14 protein-coding genes and 2 pseudogenes are annotated in these 17,042 nt (G+C 67.1%); 9 read left to right on the forward strand and 7 right to left on the reverse strand.

Features of this window, described 5'->3' with window-relative positions:
• The first annotated feature begins 271 nt into the window (after positions 1–271).
• Together AB7O82_RS17765 and AB7O82_RS17770 are read left to right on the forward strand one after the other, a co-directional pair.
• Positions 272–1,597: an aspartate aminotransferase family protein gene (locus AB7O82_RS17765; protein ID WP_428619878.1), complete on the forward strand. Its 1,326-nt coding sequence runs from the start codon at positions 272–274 to the stop codon at positions 1,595–1,597.
• Between the two features lie 158 nt (positions 1,598–1,755).
• The gene (locus AB7O82_RS17770; protein WP_428553127.1) at positions 1,756–3,183 is read left to right on the forward strand and encodes a phospholipase D-like domain-containing protein; all 1,428 of its coding nucleotides are present in this window, start codon (positions 1,756–1,758) and stop codon (positions 3,181–3,183) included.
• Here AB7O82_RS17770 and AB7O82_RS17775 read toward each other — a convergent pair.
• Positions 3,174–3,866, reverse strand: a complete 693-nt coding sequence (locus AB7O82_RS17775) for an endonuclease/exonuclease/phosphatase family protein (protein WP_428553125.1) — start codon at positions 3,864–3,866, stop codon at positions 3,174–3,176. The two genes, AB7O82_RS17770 and AB7O82_RS17775, sit on opposite strands and share 10 nt — an antisense overlap.
• Positions 3,867–3,943: 77 nt before the next feature.
• Between AB7O82_RS17775 and denD the strand changes: the two genes are divergently transcribed.
• Positions 3,944–4,945: a D-erythronate dehydrogenase gene (gene denD / locus AB7O82_RS17780; protein WP_428619880.1), complete on the forward strand. Its 1,002-nt coding sequence runs from the start codon at positions 3,944–3,946 to the stop codon at positions 4,943–4,945.
• A 191-nt stretch (positions 4,946–5,136) separates the two neighbouring features.
• On the opposite strand, the gene AB7O82_RS17785 is transcribed toward denD, so the two are convergent.
• The gene (locus AB7O82_RS17785; RefSeq protein ID WP_428553120.1) at positions 5,137–5,946 is read right to left on the reverse strand and encodes a class I SAM-dependent methyltransferase; all 810 of its coding nucleotides are present in this window, start codon (positions 5,944–5,946) and stop codon (positions 5,137–5,139) included.
• A gap of 152 nt (positions 5,947–6,098) precedes the next feature.
• On the opposite strand from AB7O82_RS17785, the gene AB7O82_RS17790 reads away from it, so the two are divergent.
• Positions 6,099–7,448, forward strand: a complete 1,350-nt coding sequence (locus tag AB7O82_RS17790) for a hypothetical protein (RefSeq protein ID WP_428553117.1) — start codon at positions 6,099–6,101, stop codon at positions 7,446–7,448.
• Position 7,449: 1 nt separating this feature from the next.
• A complete protein-coding gene (locus AB7O82_RS17795; protein WP_428553114.1) occupies positions 7,450–8,796 on the forward strand; it encodes a hypothetical protein in 1,347 nt (448 codons plus the stop codon).
• A gap of 1 nt (position 8,797) precedes the next feature.
• Here the strand turns inward: AB7O82_RS17795 and AB7O82_RS17800 are convergent, their stop codons facing one another.
• On the reverse strand, positions 8,798–9,481 hold the full coding sequence (locus AB7O82_RS17800) for a LysR substrate-binding domain-containing protein (protein WP_428619881.1): 684 nt from the start codon (positions 9,479–9,481) through the stop codon (positions 8,798–8,800).
• Positions 9,482–9,539: 58 nt separating this feature from the next.
• Positions 9,540–9,818: pseudogene (locus tag AB7O82_RS17805) on the reverse strand (LysR family transcriptional regulator); the annotation flags it as partial.
• Here AB7O82_RS17805 and AB7O82_RS17810 point away from each other — a divergent pair.
• Positions 9,812–10,213: pseudogene (locus tag AB7O82_RS17810) on the forward strand (EamA family transporter); the annotation flags it as partial. The pseudogenes AB7O82_RS17805 and AB7O82_RS17810 overlap by 7 nt on opposite strands.
• A 16-nt stretch (positions 10,214–10,229) precedes the next feature.
• Positions 10,230–10,709, forward strand: coding sequence for an EamA family transporter (locus tag AB7O82_RS17815; RefSeq protein ID WP_428555914.1), 480 nt, complete (start codon positions 10,230–10,232; stop codon positions 10,707–10,709).
• Positions 10,710–10,769: 60 nt separating this feature from the next.
• On the opposite strand, the gene AB7O82_RS17820 is transcribed toward AB7O82_RS17815, so the two are convergent.
• The 3 genes from AB7O82_RS17820 to pxpB form a co-directional block, all read right to left on the reverse strand.
• Positions 10,770–12,320 carry an acyl-CoA carboxylase subunit beta gene (locus AB7O82_RS17820; protein WP_428555909.1) on the reverse strand — a complete coding sequence of 517 codons (1,551 nt, stop codon included), beginning with the start codon at positions 12,318–12,320 and terminating at the stop codon, positions 10,770–10,772.
• A gap of 276 nt (positions 12,321–12,596) precedes the next feature.
• Positions 12,597–13,640 carry a biotin-dependent carboxyltransferase family protein gene (locus AB7O82_RS17825; RefSeq protein ID WP_428619883.1) on the reverse strand — a complete coding sequence of 348 codons (1,044 nt, stop codon included), beginning with the start codon at positions 13,638–13,640 and terminating at the stop codon, positions 12,597–12,599.
• A complete protein-coding gene (gene pxpB / locus AB7O82_RS17830; RefSeq protein WP_428556297.1) occupies positions 13,637–14,413 on the reverse strand; it encodes a 5-oxoprolinase subunit PxpB in 777 nt (258 codons plus the stop codon). Before pxpB ends, AB7O82_RS17825 begins: the two co-directional genes overlap by 4 nt.
• Positions 14,414–14,424: 11 nt before the next feature.
• Here pxpB and AB7O82_RS17835 point away from each other — a divergent pair, with 11 nt between their 5' ends.
• Together AB7O82_RS17835 and AB7O82_RS17840 are read left to right on the forward strand one after the other, a co-directional pair.
• A complete protein-coding gene (locus AB7O82_RS17835; protein WP_428556300.1) occupies positions 14,425–15,216 on the forward strand; it encodes a LamB/YcsF family protein in 792 nt (263 codons plus the stop codon).
• 474 nt (positions 15,217–15,690) lie between these two features.
• Positions 15,691–16,932, forward strand: a complete 1,242-nt coding sequence (locus AB7O82_RS17840; RefSeq protein ID WP_428619884.1) for a hypothetical protein — start codon at positions 15,691–15,693, stop codon at positions 16,930–16,932.
• The last annotated feature ends 110 nt before the right edge of the window (positions 16,933–17,042 follow it).

Consider the following 17,042-nt stretch of genomic DNA (forward strand, 5'->3'; position numbering starts at 1 on the left):
GCCGGTGGGGCAACCCCCACGCCGCTCACCTACTCCGGTCTGGAAATGGTACTGGTGTCGGCGTCTTCCGCCGACAGTGGGGCCTGGTGTCTTGGACGGCGGGCGCCTGGCCCGCTCATGCTCGTGAATCATGAGCGGGCGAGACGCCCGCGGTCCGGAAGACCATGACCCTATGTCCCCCGAATATTCCTCAATGCAGGATGAAGTGGTCGCGTGGCCGCGGACGCCGGGTGCTGCTAGGGTGAGCCTCCGCCCAAGCACAAGGTCCGCCATGTCGACTTCCGCCGCTCCGTCCGCCAACAATCTCGACGCCTTCCTGATGCCGTTCACGGCGAACCGGCAGTTCAAGAAGAAGCCGCGGCTGCTGGCCAAGGCCAAGGGCGTGCACTATTGGACACCGGAGGGCCGGCGCATAATCGACGGCACGGCCGGCCTGTGGTGCGTCAACGCCGGCCACGGCCGCGAGGAGATCAAGGCGGCGATTGCCGCGCAGCTCGAGGAGATGGACTACGCCCCGTCGTTCCAGATGGGCCATCCCAAGGCGTTCGAACTCGCCGCCCGCCATGCCGCCCTGTTGCCCGGCGACCTCAACCACGCCTTCTACTGCAACTCCGGCTCCGAAGCGGTCGACTCCGCGCTCAAGATCGCGCTCGCCTACCAGCGCGCCCGCGGCCAGGGCACGCGAACCCGCTTCGTCGGCCGCGAGCGCGGCTATCACGGCGTCGGCTTCGGCGGCATCTCGGTCGGCGGCATGGTCAACAACCGCAAATGGTTCGGCGCCATGCTGCCCGGCGTCGATCACCTGCCCCACACCCATCTGCCCGAGAACGCCTTCTCCAAGGGCGAGCCGGAGCATGGCGGCATCGCCCTCGCCGACGAGCTCGAGCGGATCGTCGGCCTGCACGACGCCTCGAACATCGCCGCCGTCATCGTCGAGCCCTGCGCCGGCTCGACCGGCTACCTGCCGCCGCCCAAGGGCTACCTGAAGCGCCTGCGCGAGATCTGCGACAAGCACGGCATCCTGCTGATCTTCGACGAGGTCATCACGGGCTTCGGCCGGCTGGGCACCGGTTTCGCCGCCGAGAAGTTCGGCGTCCTGCCCGACCTGATGACCGTCGCCAAGGGCATCAGCAACGCCACCGTGCCGATGGGCGGCGTGTTCGTGCGCAAGCACGTGTTCGACGGCCTGATGACCGGGCCGGAGAACGCCATCGACCTGTTCCACGGCTACACCTACTCGGCCCATCCGCTGGCCTGCGCCGCCGCCTCCGCGGTGCTCGACATCTATCGCGACGAGGCGCTGTTTGAGCGCTCGGCCGAGCTGTCGCCCTACTGGGAGGACGGCGTGCACTCGCTCAAGGGCCTGCCCAACGTCGTCGACATCCGCAATCTCGGCCTGGCCGCCGGCATCGATCTTGCTCCCAAGGGCGCTGTCGGTACGCGCGGCTACGAGGCCTTCGTCAAGGCCTTCGAGCTCGGCCTGATGGTGCGCCAGGCAGGCGACGCCATCGCCATGTCGCCGCCGCTGGTCATCGAGAAGGCGCAGATCGACGAGATCATCGACATCGCGGCCAAGACCATCAAGGCCGTGGCCTGACGGCGGCCGCCGGTGCACTGCTGAAAGGACCCTCGCGACGTTCGGAATTTCTTCCGGACCGCGAGCGTCCTGCTCGCTCATGATTCTGAGCGAGCAGGACGCTCGCGGTCCGGAAGAATAGGCTGGTTGCAACCCTCGCTTCTCACTAAGGAGGGCGGGTGACCGGACAGGTATCCAATTTCGCTGTCTTCCTCGGGGAACTGGCGGCGCTGGCGCATATCGTCATCGCCTCCGCCATCACCCTCCACGTGCTGCTCTACAAGCGCGATGTCGGCTCGGCGGTGGCGTGGATCGGCATCGCCTGGCTGTCGCCGTTCCTGGGTGGCCTGCTCTACGCGATCATGGGCATCAACCGCGTCAAGCGGCGTGCCCAGCGCCTGCGCCGCGAGCGCCTGATCACCACCGACACCGCAGCCACCCTGGAGATCGCCGCCTCGGCCGCCACAGACCCGTACTCGCCGCTCGAGTTCGCCATCGGCCGCCTGACCGGCCTGCCGTGCGAGGACGGCAACCGGATCGAGATGCTGCATAGCGGCGATCAGGCCTATCCGCGCATGCTGGCCGCCATCGAGGGCGCCCGGCACAGCGTCGGCCTGGTGAGCTACATCTTCCGCGACGACAAGGCGGGAGAGGCCTTCCACAAGGCGCTGATCGCCGCCCGGCAGCGCGGCGTCGACGTGCGCGTCCTGATCGACGGCGTCGGCGGCGGCTATTTCTGGTCGGGCACCTTCCAGGTGCTGGCAAAGGCAGGCGTGCCGATCGCGCGCTTCCTCCATTCGTACCTGCCATGGCAGATGCCGTTCGTGAACCTGCGCAACCACCGCAAGGTGCTGGTCGTCGACGGCCGGCTCGCCTTCACCGGCGGGCTCAACATCGGGGCGGAAAACATCCGTGCCGACAATCCGCCCGCGATCGTGCTCGACACGCACTTCCAGCTCGAAGGACCGGTCGTCGAGCAGCTCACCGACGCCTTCGCCGACGACTGGCTCTACACGACCGGCGAGCGGCTTCTGACCGACCGCTGGTTCCCGCCTCTCGACAAGGTGGGGCCGGTCAAGGCGCGCGTCGTCACCTCGGGGCCCGACGAGGACATGGAGCAGATCGAGTTCGTCGCCCTGCACGCAATCTCCTGCGCCCACAAGTCGATCCGCGTGGTGACGCCGTACTTCCTGCCGCCCGATCCGCTGACGATGGCGCTGGGCCTCGCGGCCCTGCGCGGCGTCAAGGTCGACATCGTGCTCCCCGAGCATTCCAACCACACCATCCTCGACTGGGCGCGCCGCGTGCCGCTGCGGCCGCTGATCGTGTCCGGCTGCAACGTCTGGCTCCGGCCCGCGCCGTTCGATCATTCCAAGCTGATGGTGATCGACGATCAATGGTCGCTGATCGGCAGCGCCAACTGGGATACGAGGAGCTTCCGGCTCAATTTCGAGCTCAATGTCGAGCTGCACGATCCGGCCTTCGCCCAGCAGATCGTCGCCGCGACGGCGGCGAGCCAGCGCCTGCAGCTCGCCGATCTCGACAACGAGCCGCTGCCGCTGCGCCTGCGCAACGGCGCCGCCCGCCTGTTGCAACCCTATCTGTAAAGCCGGCGGAAGCGATCACGCCGCATTGGCCGGTGCTCCGGCCGGGCGCGCAGGCCGGTCGGGTCGACGTTCCAGTGGTCGGCGATCGCCAGCTCCAGGCGGATCGGGCGATGATCCGACGGACCGAAGGCCAGCGCCGACGACGACCGGCAGTCGAGATTGTGCACCAGGCAGCGATCGAGGCGGAAGGGCACGACGTTGCTGGCGAAATGGGTGGGCTCGCGCGGCCCGACATCCCTGAAGTCGGGCAGCTCGACCGGGCCCACCATGTTGAAATCACCGATGATGGCCGAGGGCGTGCCCCGCAGGGCTGCGGCGCAGCGCGCGAGCTGGCGCCGGTTCAGGAGCTGGCCGTGCGACAGGTGCACGTTGGCGAACTGGACATCGCCGATCTGCACCAGCTGGGCGCGCCGGCGCGGAAGTCGTCCGGGCAGGCGCGAGGCGGGGAGCGAGAGAGCGCGCGGGGCGGCGAAGCGATGTGGGCTCCACACCGCGAGGCCGTGGATGCGGCCGAGCCACGACAGGCGATGGAAATGGCCGCCCACCATGTGGGGCAGGGCCTCGATATGCTGGGTCGCTTCCTGCATCAGCATGACGTCCGGCTTCTCGCGTCCGATCAGCGCCGCGACGTCCTCGACTGCCGCTCCGGTGATACGCAACAAATTCCAGCTGATGATCTTCACCCGCCAAACATAGACTGGCGCTGCCGATCTGTGCACACTTTCCGCCGACGCAGGTCACGAATTGGAATGGAGACGACATGAGGGTGGTGATCACCGGCGGGGCGGGATTCCTGGGCAAGAAGCTGGCGCGCCGGATCCTGCAACAGGGCGCGCTGGCCGATGCCAACGGCCAGTCGCGCCCGGTGAGTGAGCTGCTGCTGTTCGACGTCGGCGAGGCGAGGGGACCCGGGCTCGACGACCCGCGGGTCAAGGTGCGGGCCGGCGACATCGCCAATTTCGCCACGGTGCAGAGCATCGTGCAGGGCGCCGACACGGTGTTCCATTTCGCCGCCGTGGTCAGCGCCGGTGCCGAGGCCGACTTCGATCTCGGCTACAAGGTGAATCTCGACGGCACCCGCAATGTGCTGGAGGCCTGTCGCGCGCTGGGCACCAATCCACGCGTCGTCTTCACCAGCTCGCTGGCCGCCTTCGGCGGCGATCTGCCGCCCGCCGTCACCGACGATACGCCGCTCACGCCGCAGACTTCCTACGGTGCGCAAAAATCGATCGGCGAGTTCCTCGTCCGCGACTACACCCGCAAGGGATTTTTGCGCGGTACTGCAGTTCGGTTGCCCACGATCTGCGTGCGCACCGGCCTGCCCAACAAGGCGGCCTCGACCTGGGCGAGCTCGGTAGTGCGCGAGCCGCTGACCGGCGTCGATGTCGTCTGCCCGGTGACGCCCGAGACCGTGATGGTGGTGCTGAGCCCGCGCAAGACGGTCGACGCGTTCCTGCGCTTGCACGACCTGCCCGCCGACGCCTTCGGTCCCGGTCGGACGTTGCTGCTGAACGGCATCAAAGTGACGGCCAGGGAGCTCGAGCAGGCGGTCGGCCGCCATGCCGGCAATCGCCGTGTCGGCAAGGTCACCTGGCAACATGATCCGTCGATCCAGAAGATCTGCGACGGCTGGCCCCAGGGCATCGATTCGCGACGCGCCCGGGCGCTCGGCTTCGAGATCGACAGGGACCTCGACGAGGTCGTGCGCAATTTCATCGCCGACGACCTCGACGAGCAGATGAAGATCGCGCGGGCGGCTTGACTTCTTCCTCCTCCGTCATCGGGGGAGGTGGCCCGATGGCCCGGAGGGGGAAAGCCGCATCCGAGATGCTTCCGAATTCGACGTCGGAATCTGTAGGCGTCTCCACTGGGGCTCTCCCCCTCCGCCCCGTATGACGGGGCACCTCCCCCGACTACGGGCCCCGACTACGGTCGACTACGGGGGAGGGGAGATTATCTTCCGCGCAGCATGCGCCAGCCGTTCTGAAGGTGGCGCAGCGGGCCCCACACGTGCCGGCTGCGGATCATCTGCCAGCGCTGCGGCTCGTTGTCGGGGCCGGCGATCGGGCCGGCGTCGTCGACATAGTCGGTGATGCCGACGGCATCGGTGTCCCACGGGCCGGTGGTCTTGAAGATCGTCGTGCGCGCGCCGTAGCCCGCGAGGCTGCGGCTCATCCCGGCCGCCATGAAATCCATGTAGCGCGGCAGCGCCTCCGGGCGGCACAGGTAACCCTTGTTGAAGCCGACGGCGAGCAGGCGGAAATGGAACGGGTTCTTCTCCAGGTAGCGCAGCGCCTCGGTCGTGTTGGCGGGATAGCGTGGCGAGAAGAAATCGTCGATCACGACGATGCCGCCGGTGCTCACGATGCGGTTGGCGAATTCCAGCTCGCGATAGACCGCGGTGCCGGTGTGCTCGCCGTCGATGTGAAACCACCGCACGGTCTGGTGCATCGCCTGAAGGTCGAGCTTGGCCGGAAGGTCGGCCGACGGGCCCGACAGCGGCACAATGTTCGCCGGCTCGACGCCCACGGAGCGGATGGCGCGATGAACCGCAGGCTCGTCGAGCCGCAGATCGCAGAGATAGAGCTTCTCGGCGCCCTTGCGGTACGACGCCAACACCGACGCCGAGCGGCCGCGCCACACGCCGATCTCGAACAGGTCGCCAGTGAGCTTCGCCTGCTGGTCGAGCAGCGCTCGCCAAACGCAGTAGGACTGGAACATGAACCAGCCCGGAATGGCGTCGATCTTCTCCCAGCTCAACATCGCCAGCTCACCATTCGGTCGTCCTCGCTTGCGGGCGGCCTTGCTAACAGTGCCCCTGCGCCCCGGCAAGCCGCGCCGGATCCGGCCGCGCCGACTTGCCTTCTTGCGTCGGCAGCGAGCCTCCTGTACAGCGCGACAGCCCCAGCCCGCGCATGCCAAGCACAAAGATTGTCTACCGCACCACGGTTTGCCTGATTTGGGGGCTGGCGCTCTGGCATACTTGGGAATGCCGGGGACTTTTCGTCGACGGGTCGGCCTTCCTGGTCCAGATCGCACGGCGTGAGTGGTTCTTCGACTTCTATGGCCCGCGGCTCTACGCCATGGTCGTCACCCAGGTTCCGATCATTACCGGGCTGTTCCTCGGCGTCACCGATCTTCACCTGCTCGCCAGGCTGCTCTCGCTCGGCCTGTTCGCCCTCCCGACGGTGCTCTATCACCTCGCCCTGATCCGTGTGAAGGACGACGCCGTGCTGCTCGCCGCCGTGATCGGCGCCATCGCCGTCGTGTTCATGACCACGTCCTTCTTCATCGTCGGCGAGTACAACACGGCCTATGCCATCGCCGTCCTCGCGGCGGTCCGGCTGGTGACCGCCCAGCGGCTCACCGTGATCGACGGCCTGTTCCTCGCGGTGATCGGCCTGCTGGCGGTGCGAACCTACGAGGCGATGCTCTATCTCGGCCCGCTGCTGGCGGCGATGATCGTGTGGGCGGTGTGGCGCGCGCCGTCGCGCCCGTGGCTGGCGACCGGCCTGCACCTTTTGTCGGCGGTCGGGTTCCTGGCCGGGATGGTCGTCGCCATCGGCTCGTTGCGTCGGCCCTACTCGGAGGAGCATCTCGCCGAGACCCTGCAGACGGCGGCGAACTTCTGGCAGAACCTGCAGTTCGATCTGGCTCTGCTTGCCGCGATGGTGGTGGTCGTCTGGGCCCTGGTCCGGCCGCGCGACCTGCTGACGCCGCGACCCTACCGCTGGGCGATCCTCGGGCTCTTCATCCTTGCCCTGTCTCCGCTGCTGGCCTTGAGCGATACGCTGGTGCGGCCGCTCGCCAAGTCGCAGTACGTGGCGCGCACGGCGGCGGGCCTGGTCGTCGCCGCCATTGTCGTCTTCATCTGGCTCCACGGCTCACGACTGCGGAAGAAGGTGCCGGCCTTCCTCGTCCTGGGCGATCCACAGGCGGCCCGCCGGTTCCTGGGATTCGCCGTCGTGATGCTCGCGGCGGTCCTGCCATCGGACATCTACCTGACGCAGAACTGGATCTCCTATCTCGACGTCATGCGAGCGACCGTTCGCGGCAAGGACGGGGTGATCGCGTTCGAGACCTCGCCGTTGGCCAGGCATCCGTACGATCTGCTGGTGGAGGCCTGGATCCTGCCCAGCCAGAGCCTCGCGCTCCGCGCCAGGCGAGGCGACGGCATCATCGCGCCGCCCAGGGATTTCAACGCCTGGCAGCCGTTCCCGCCGGATGAACCGTATCCTCTCGGCCCCTTCATCTGGCGCGACTGACGTGACGGCGGCTGTCTATCGAGGCGTCGTCCTGCTGCTCTGGGTGGTCGCCGTCTACAGCGCAGTCAGTTGTCGCGGCCTGTTCTGGGACGGCGCCTCGTTCCTGGTCAACATCCTCGATCTGGGGGGCTTCCACGATTTCTACACGGCGCGGGCGCACGTCGATTGGGTGACCCAGGCGCCGGTGATCGCCGCCGCGTGGCTTGGCGTGCGCGACCTGCATCTCCTGTCGATCGTCTATTCCTTCGGACTGTTCGCTCTGCCGGTCGGCCTCTACCACCTTGCCCTGGCTCGGGCGCGCCACGATCCCGTGATGCTGGCCATCGTCATCGTGATTCTGGCCACGGTGTATCTGCCGACGTCGTTCTTCATTGTCGGCGAGTACAATGCTGCCTTTGCGGCGGTGACCGCTGCCATGGTAATCGCCCTCACCGCACGGCGGCGCAACGATGCGGTGTTGTTGTGCTTCCTGGGATTGCTTTGCCTGCGTTCCTACGAGGCGCTGGTCTATCTCGGCCCCCTGCTGGCGGCCTGCATCCTGTGGTCGATGCGTGGGCAGCGTGACCCTGCCAAGCGCCTGCTGCTCGCAGTGGCGGCGCTGGCTTTCGTCGGCGCAGCGATCGTTTCCGCAGTCACGATCGTCGACTACTGGAGCCATCCGCACTTCGCGAAAGTACGCAGCATGAGCCTCGAGTTCTGGCAGAATCTGCAGTTCTCGGTCCCGCTTGCCGGGCTCCTGATCTGTGCCGTGATCGGCCTCGTGCGACCGGAGATGCTGCGCGGCCGCCTGCCGATCGCGATCATCGCGATCACCAGCGCGGCGCTCTTGCTGACGCCGTGGTATCGGCTGCTGTCGGACTACTCGATCCTCTATCCGCCGTCGCACTATCTGGCGCGGCAGGCGGCCGGACTGGTGCTGGCCGGGCTGCTCGTCTGCCTGTGGGTGCATGTTGCCTGGCGCAACGCGCCGCCGCGCGTCCTGACCGTGCTGAGCGAGACCGGCGTCGCGCGCCGGCTGGTCGCCTCGACCTTTGTCCTGTTCGCCGCCGCGACGATCCCAGATGTGGCGCTGACCCGGCTGTGGACGGGCTATCTCGATCGCCTCGCCGCTCTCGTCGATCGCGGGGATGGAATCATCCCGACGCGCATGCTGCCGCTCGCCGAATGGCCCGACAAGCTGTTCGCCCAGGACTGGTCGCTGCCGGCGCTGAGCGCCGTGGTCAGCCGTACACCCGGTCGCGCCTACGTCATTGCCGACAAGGACTATCTCTCCAACCCGCCATTCGATCCCTCGTGCGGGACGTTGCCGCGATTGGCAGGTTACCAATGGGGGCGCGGGCTTCCCTAGGTCATGCGCCGGATCGTGATGACTCGTCGAGCATCCTGCTGGCGGCGAGGATCAGGTTGCGCAGCCAGGCATGGCCCGGATCACTATCGTTGCGACGGTGCCAGAGCATCGTCTCGCGGAAGCGCGGAAACGCGATGGGGACGGGGAACGTTCGCACGCCGGGCCATTGCCAATGGCGGGCGACGCGCTCGGACAGGGTGGCAATCATGTCGGTGTCGGCGATCATGGCCGGCACCGCGAGATGATAGGGCAGGCTCATGGCCACCTGCCGCTTCAGTCCCCGTTCGTCGAGCAGCCGGTCGACAGTTCCCTTCAGATCGCCGACATGGGTGACGAGGAGATGCGGATACTTCAGGAAGAGAGCGAGCGTCAGCCGGTTCCTGATTTCTCGATGCCGGATGGAGACGAGGGACACGTAGCGTTCCTCGAACAGCGGCGTCCGCTTGATCGTTGACGGCGCGTCGGGAAGTACCGCCAAAGCGATGTCGATGTCGCCGCGGTCGAGAGCGCTCGCGAGCTCCCGCCTGTCCATTGCCCGGATTATCAAGGCTGCCCGCGGCGCCTGCGCCCTGACCACCGCCATCACCGGTGGCAGCAGCACGGCGGCCACGTGGTCCATCGCCCCCAAGGCGAAACGTGCGACTCGAACGCGGCGCATCGAATCTGCCATAGCCGCCAAGCGCATCCTCGATCTGGCGAAGCGCCGAGCGAATGGCGTCCGCGAGATCCAGCGCGCGCTCGGTCGCCTCGACGCCGTCGCCGCTGCGCACGAAGAGATCGTCGCGAAACAGCGCTCGCAGACGGCCGAGCCGCTTGCTCATCGCAGGTTGGCTCAACCCGATCCGCTGGGCCGCCCGGCTCACGCTGCTTTCGCTCAGCATCGCGTCGAAGGCCACCAGGAGATTCAAGTCGACTGCCGCCAGTTTCATGCCTGCCACATCATGCATATGCATTGGCGGCATGAAGAAAAATGGCGCGATCCTCAATGCAGCCAGGGACAAACATGGGGATCTCGATGCCATCCACCGCCGCCGATTATGCGCGTGGCGCGCTTTGTGGTCTTGCCGCCGTGAGCATCTGGTCGGGCGGCATCGTCGCGGTCGGCTTCGGTCTGCACACCAATCTCTCGCCGTGGGACATCGCGGCGCTTCGCTTCACGGTGGCAGGCGTTGTCCTGCTGCCCTGCGTGCTGGGCAAAGGCCTCGCGCTGGGCAGGCTCGGCTGGTCGGGACTGGCGGCCATCGTCCTTGGCGGCGGTGCGCCCGTCGTGCTGTCGAACGTCGGTTTGCTGTTCGCACCGGCGGCGCATGCCGGCGCGCTCTATCCTGGCGTGATGCCGCTGATGGTGGCGATCCTTGCATCGACGGTGCTCGGGGAGACAATCACGGTCGCGAAAAAGCTCGGCTTCGCATTGATCCTGCCGGGTTTGCGCGATCGCCTGGCTATCGGGTGGAACCCTTGGCACACCGCAGAACCTTGGCCACGCCTTCTTCCTCGGGTCGGCCGTGGCCTTTGCCTTCTATACGGTCGCGATGCGGCGGGCGGGGCTCGACGGCCTGCACGCCGCGGCGCTCGCGGCGGTGGGAGACTTCCTGCTCTACATGCCGATCTACTGGACGGTTGTCGGCGCGACGAGCCTCGCGCAGTCCGCATGGACCGACATTGCGCTTCAGGCGGTCGTCCAGGGACTCCTGACGGCGGTGATCTCCTATCTCCTCTACGGGCGCGCGGTAAGCATCCTTGGGGCTTCGAGCGGGGCTGCCTTCGCCGCGCTGTGCCCAGCGATGACGGCCCTCATGGCCATCCCCGTCCTCGGCCAGCGGCCGGGGACGGTGGACTGGATGGCCATCATTGCAATCTCGGCCGGTGTCTACCTCGTGAGCGGAGGGCGCCTGCCGGGACGAGGGACCTGAATGTGCCCATGCTCGCGAGGCATCCGCCAGACCAGCTCAGCCGCGCTCCGCGGTGGCTGACTACGGCCGCATGCCGTGCAGCCGCGGACCGCTGCCTCGCACCGGGGCAGCCATCTCGACGAACTCGCAGAGGATCTTGCGGGTATCGCGCGGATCGATGATTTCCTCGATCCAGAACGTCTCGGCGCTGCGGAACGGCGAGCGCAGCTTGTTCAGCCGCTCCTCGATCTCCGCCATCTTGGCCTTGGGATCCGGCGCGGCTTCGATCTCGGCCCGGTAAGCCGCTTCGATGCCACCCTCGAGGGGCAGCGAGCCCCACCGGCCGGACGGCCAGGCGTAGCGCCAGTTGAGCCGCGCGCCGTTCTGATGGGCGGCGCCGGCGACGCCGAAGGCGTTGCGGATGATGAAGCTGCACCATGGCACCGTGGTCTGGAAAATCGCCGACATGGCGCGCACGCCTTGGCGGATGACGCCACTCTTTTCCGCCTCGATCCCGATCAGGAAACCGGGGCAATCGCAGAAATAGACGACCGGCAGATGGAACGTCTCGGCGAGGTCGACGAAGCGCGCCACCTTCTGGCTGGCGTCCGACGTCCAGGCGCCGCCATAAAACATCGGGTCGCTCGCCATGACCGCCATCGGCCACCCGTCGACCCGGGCGAAGCCGGTGACGACGGAGCGGCCGTAGAGCTTCCCCATCTCGAAGAAGCTGCCCTGGTCCACGATCTTCTCGATGATCGGGCGGATGCGGTAGACCTTGCGAGTGTCGCGCGGGATGGCCTGGAACAGCGATTCTTCGCGCCGGTCGGGGTCGTCGGTCTGCGGCCCGCGCTCTGCGGCGGCGTCGATCGAGGAGGGCAGGTAGGAGAGGAAGCGGCGGGCGTGGGCGAACGCCTCGTCCTCGGTATCCACCGCCTCGTCGATGGCACCGGCGCGAAGGTGAATCTCCCAGCCGCCGAGCTCCTGCTTGTCGAATTGCCTGGAGCTCAGCCGGTTCACCACCGGCGGGCCGGCGACGAACATCGCCGAGATTTCCTTCACCATCACCGAGTAGTGTGTCGCGGCGAGCCGCGCGGCGCCGAGACCCGCGACCGAGCCCAGGCCAAGCCCGACCGTCGGCACGGCGGCCATGTTCTGCACCACCCATTCCCAGCCGCGCACGCCCGGCACGTTGGCGCGGCCGGTCGTCTCGATGGTCTTGACCGAGCCGCCGCCGCCCGAGCCTTCGATCATGCGGATCAAGGGCACGCGATACTGGTTGGCGAAGCGCTCGATGAAAATGTCCTTTTCCTTGATCGTGGCGTCGGCCGAGCCGCCGCGCACGGTGAAGTCGTCACCCGTGACCGCCACTGGCCGGCCGTCGATGCGGGCGCGCCCCATGACGGCATTTGCCGGCATCAGGTCGACCAGGTCGTTGCGGCCGTCATACTCGGCTTTGCCGGCAATGCTGCCGATCTCGCGGAACGAGCCCGGATCGACCAGCCGGTCGATGCGCTCGCGCACCGTCAGCCGGCCGCCGTCGTGCTGCCGCTTGACCTTGTCCGCCCCGCCCATGCGCCGCGTCAGCTCCTGCCGCCGCCGCAGCTCGTCCATTTCCGGCTGCCAGCTCATTCGCAACCTTCCCGATCCCGCTGTGATCCCGATTAGGTGTCGTAGCAACGCGGGCCGGCAGCGGCTACCGCGAAAGCGGTTCAGTCCGGCGCGCGGGGTCGAAGGACGAAATGCAGTCAGCCTCTTGCGGACCGCGGGCGTCCGGCCCGCTCATTCCCATTCAGATGGAGGGCATCCCCGCCTGCTCATTCTCATTCGGATGAAGGGCGTCTCGCCCGCTCATGAACACGAGCGGACGAGACGCTCGCGGTCCGGAAGACAGATCGTCGTGGGTGACTATGCCGACGGCGCGTGGAACACGACGCCGTCGATCAGGTTCTCCTCGTAGAGCCGGCCGAGATCGATTCCACCCGGCGGGCGGGCCGCCTGGAAACGCCCGATCGCGCGCTCGATCTGCGCTTCCTGGTCGCGCCGCAGCGCCTCGGCCTCCTCGACCGACACGGGCTGGAAGCGCACGACCTGGCCGGGCAACAGCCGGCCGAGACGCGGCAGGTCGACCGAGGCCACGGTCGCGATCTTGGGATAACCGCCGACGGTCTGGCGGTCGGCCAGCAGCACGATCGGCAGCCCGGCGCCTGGCACCTGGATGGCGCCGGGGCCGATCCCGTCGGAGATGATGTCGGCGCCCTTTTCATGCTCGATAATCGGTCCTTCGAAGCGGATGCCCATGCGATCGGCTTCCTTGGAGACGCGGTAGTCCGACTCGACGAAGGTCCGCCGTCCCGCCTCGCTGAAATAGTCGTCCTGCGGGCCCCAGACGATGCGGATCGGGCCTGCGCCGTAGTCGAAGGGCTGGTCGAGCTTCCTGTCCTCGCCCGGCGGCGCCTGCGGCCACGCGAGAGGCAAAAGGTCGCCTTCGGCGAGCTTGCGTCCGTCGAGGCCGCCGACACCGGCGCGGGCATAGGTCGACAGGCTGTTCATGAAGGCGGGCAGGGCGAAGCCGCCGGCAACCGCGAGATAGGCCGTGCTCGAGCCTTCCACCATGCCGACCTTGAGGATCTGGCCGCGCTTCAGGAGATGCGAGCGATTGCTCTCGATCGGCTTGGGCGATGCCCCCTCGGCCTCGATCAGCGACGCGGAGAGCGGTCCGACGAGCGCGATGCGGACGCTGTCTGCCTCGACCAGCAGATCTGGTCCCATGACGCCGATCTCGAGGCCGGCGGTGTTGGCGACGTTGCCGCACAGGGCGTTGGCGAGGCGCAGCGCGATGCGATCCATCGCCCCCGCCGTCGGCATGCCGAGCGCCATGAAACCTACTCGACCGAGGTCCTGCAGCGTGTCGAACAGGCCCGGCCGGACTACCTTCAGCGCCGCGCTCATGCGCCGTCATCCGGCGTGCGAATCAGGCTCGACCAGTCGAACGTGCCCGCCTCGACCTGGCGGGAAATGTCATCGAAGGTGGCGCGGTCGATGCGCTGGAACGACAGCGAATCGCCGGGCGCCAGGAAGACCGGCTGCTCGCGCCGTTTGTCGAACATCCAGAGCGGCGTGCGGCCGATCAGATGCCAGCCGCCCGGGCTCTCGAAGGGATAGATCGTCGTCATGTCCATCGCGATCGCGACCGAGGAGCGCGGCACGCGCACGCGCGGATCGGCGCGCCGAGGCAGATAGAGCGACGGCGTGAGGCCGGCGATGTAGGCGAGCCCCGGCATGAACCCCAGCACATAGACCTTGAACGGAGAGGCGAGATGGCCCGCGATCACCTGCTCGGGTGTCTTGCCGGTGCGCTGGGCGACGTCGGCGAGATCGGGTGCGAACTCGGGATCGTCGTAGCAGCACGGCAGGGTTACCTGTCGTTCCACCATCCCGCTCGCCAGGCCGCCCTCGACCAGCGCGTGGACCTGCGGTTCGAGCTCGGCGCGCGATGTCTTCAGCGGGTCGTAGCTGACCATGAGGGAGCGCATGGTCGGCACGGTCTCGATCACCCCGCCGAGCGAACCCGCGCGCACGGCGTGGCCGATTGCGGCATGCAGCGCCATCACACGACCGTTGATCTCGGGGGAGATTTCGTTGCCGAATTCGACGGTAAAGGCAGTATCGCCGCAGGACAGGTACCGGACGCTCACATCTGCTAGGATAACGGCTTCATTCAAGGGAGTCTCCAATGGCCGCATCGAACGCCGGCATGGTCAACATCAACTCGGACCTGGGCGAAAGCTTCGGCCCGTGGGTGATGGGCAACGACGCCGAAGTGCTGAAGATCGTGCGCTCGGCCAATGTCGCGTGCGGTTTCCATGCCAGCGATCCGACCGTGATGGTGGATACGGTGGCGCTTTGCCAGAAGAACGGCGTCAGCATCGGCGCCCATCCCGGCTTCGCCGATCTGCAGGGGTTCGGCCGCCGCGTGATCAATCTGTCGCCCAAGGAGCTGGAGGCCAACATCGCCTACCAGCTGGGCGCGCTGCAGGGGATCGCGTCGCTGTTCGGCGCCAAGGTCACGCACATCAAGCCGCACGGCATGATGGGCAACATGTCGGCCGAGAGCGCCGAGATGTCCGACGCGATCTGCCGGGCCACCAAGGCGTTCGATCGCGACCTGATCTTCCTCGCCCAGGCCAACACCGAGCAGGGCAAGTCGGCGCGCAAGGCGGGCCTGCGCGTCGCCGAGGAGGTGTTCGCCGACCGCACCTATACCGACGCAGGCTTCCTGACGCCGCGCAAGGAGCCCAACTCGATGATCAAGGACGCCGCGCAAGCGGTCGCCCATGTCCGGCGCATGGTGGACGAGCAGGCGATCTACTCGACGTCGGGCAAGCGGATTCCCTGCCAGGTCGATTCGATCTGCGTGCACGGCGACGGTCCGACCGCGGTCACCGTCTCCAGGGCGGTACGCGAGGGGCTGGAAGCCGCCGGCATCCGCGTCGTGCCGTTGACCGAGATGAACCTGAAGCATTGAGGTTCGCAGGAGTGACAGGACGGCTCATGGCTGGGAGCGCGCCACTCCGATGGCGCTCACGGGATGTGTGATCGACAAGCAAAGCGCCATCGGAGTGGCGCGCTCCCAGCCATGAGCCGTCCTGTCAGGATGTTGACTCCCCGTTCCACGTCCGTTCCTCGGGGAAGGTGAATGATGTCGCCTTGGCCGGTGCAGCCGCGGCGGCCACGCCGATCATGCGGACCGCGGGCGTCTCGCCCGCTCATGCTCTTGATCGTGGTCATGAGCGGGCAGGATGCCCGCGGTCCGGATGACCTCGCCATGGCCGGTGCGGCCGCGGCGGCCGCGAAATAGCCGTTTCGCCGCCTTGTCGGAGACCGCTTCGCCGCTATAGTCCGCCCGACCTCGCAGGCGGGGTCGGGCGTATCAGGGACGGCGAATGGCGGAATTGTTCAGGGTTCAGCGCGTTGCAGGTGCGCCGCTGGTCGGGCGGCAATGAAGCAGCGCATTTTCGGCTGGATCACGGTCCTGGTCGGCGTCGTGCTGGCGCTGGCGATGGTCGAGGTCGCGGCGATTGCGCTCCTCTACGTCGAGGAGGGGCGCTACACGCCCGCCGCCGAGCTGTTCCAGCGCACTCAGAACACCTATGTGCGCGATGCGACCAAGGGCACGGCGTGTCGCTATGTCGACACCCTCTATCCGCATCCGTACGTCGCCTTCGTTCATCATGCCAATCCGCCATGCGGCCTGCCGTGGGTCAACAACATCGGGCTGTTCGGGTCCGACTACCCGGTCCTGAAGGACCCCGAGCGCTACACCGTCATCCTGATCGGCGGCTCGGTCGCCTCCCAGCTGGCGCAGAACCAGGCGCCGCCGGCGCCGCGCTATCTCGAGGAGGAGCTGAACAAGAAGTACGTCAGCCCCAACGGCAAGCCGTGGCGGGTGCTGAACGGCGGTGACGGGGCGTGGAAGGAGCCGCAGCCCTTCATCCTGTTCTCGCTCTACGCGGGCTCGGTCGACGCCATGGTGTCGCTCGGCGGCTTCAACGAGCATTACGACTTCCGGCCGTTCGCGGCCGAGCGCCTCGAGGCGCCGGCGTCGAATTTCCTCGACGTCAATCCCTTCGTTGCCGATGAAAATTTCGGCGACGCGGCGATCGGCTGGGTGATGGGCCGCATCGCCGGCACGCTGGCGCTCAATCCCATCCTCGGTCATTCGCACGCCGCCTACCTAATTATCCGCGGCATCGAGGCGACGGCCAAGGGGCAGGACACGTTCAAGTCGAACAAGAAGACCTCGATCCGCGGCATGTTTGCCCTGCCGCAGGAGGTCCGGGAGGACCCCAACCGCCTGTTCGATGTCCAGCTCGGCCTCTATCAGAAGTACATGCGCGCGGAGCAGGTCGTGGCCGCCGACAACAAGGTCAAGACCGCGTACTTTCTTCAGCCCATACCCGCCTGGGGCAAGGTGCTGACCGAGGAAGAAAAGCGCGTCGTCGGCGACTTGTCCTACGGCGATCTCTACCGCCGGATCGTCGCCGGCATCCTGACCCTGCGCCAGCAAGGTCTGCCAATCTACGATCTGGGCGAGGTCTTCGCCAACGAGAAGGGGACGATCTACGCCGACCACATCCACTATTGGCGGGACGACAAGAACGAGAGCCCTGGCAACCGTCTGGTGGCAGCGCGCATCGGCGAGAAGCTGGCCGAGACCTGGGGCCTGCAGCGAAAGCAATAACCCACATCACAAGAGTGGGATTTCTTCCTTTCGCGCAGGATTTCTTGTTGATTCTGTGACGCCGTAGCGTTTCACTCTGCAAGACGCACAATCAATGAAGGGGCTGGCAC

The sequence above is a fragment of the Reyranella sp. genome, from assembly GCF_050185545.1.
Taxonomy (GTDB): Bacteria; Pseudomonadota; Alphaproteobacteria; order Reyranellales; family Reyranellaceae; genus Reyranella.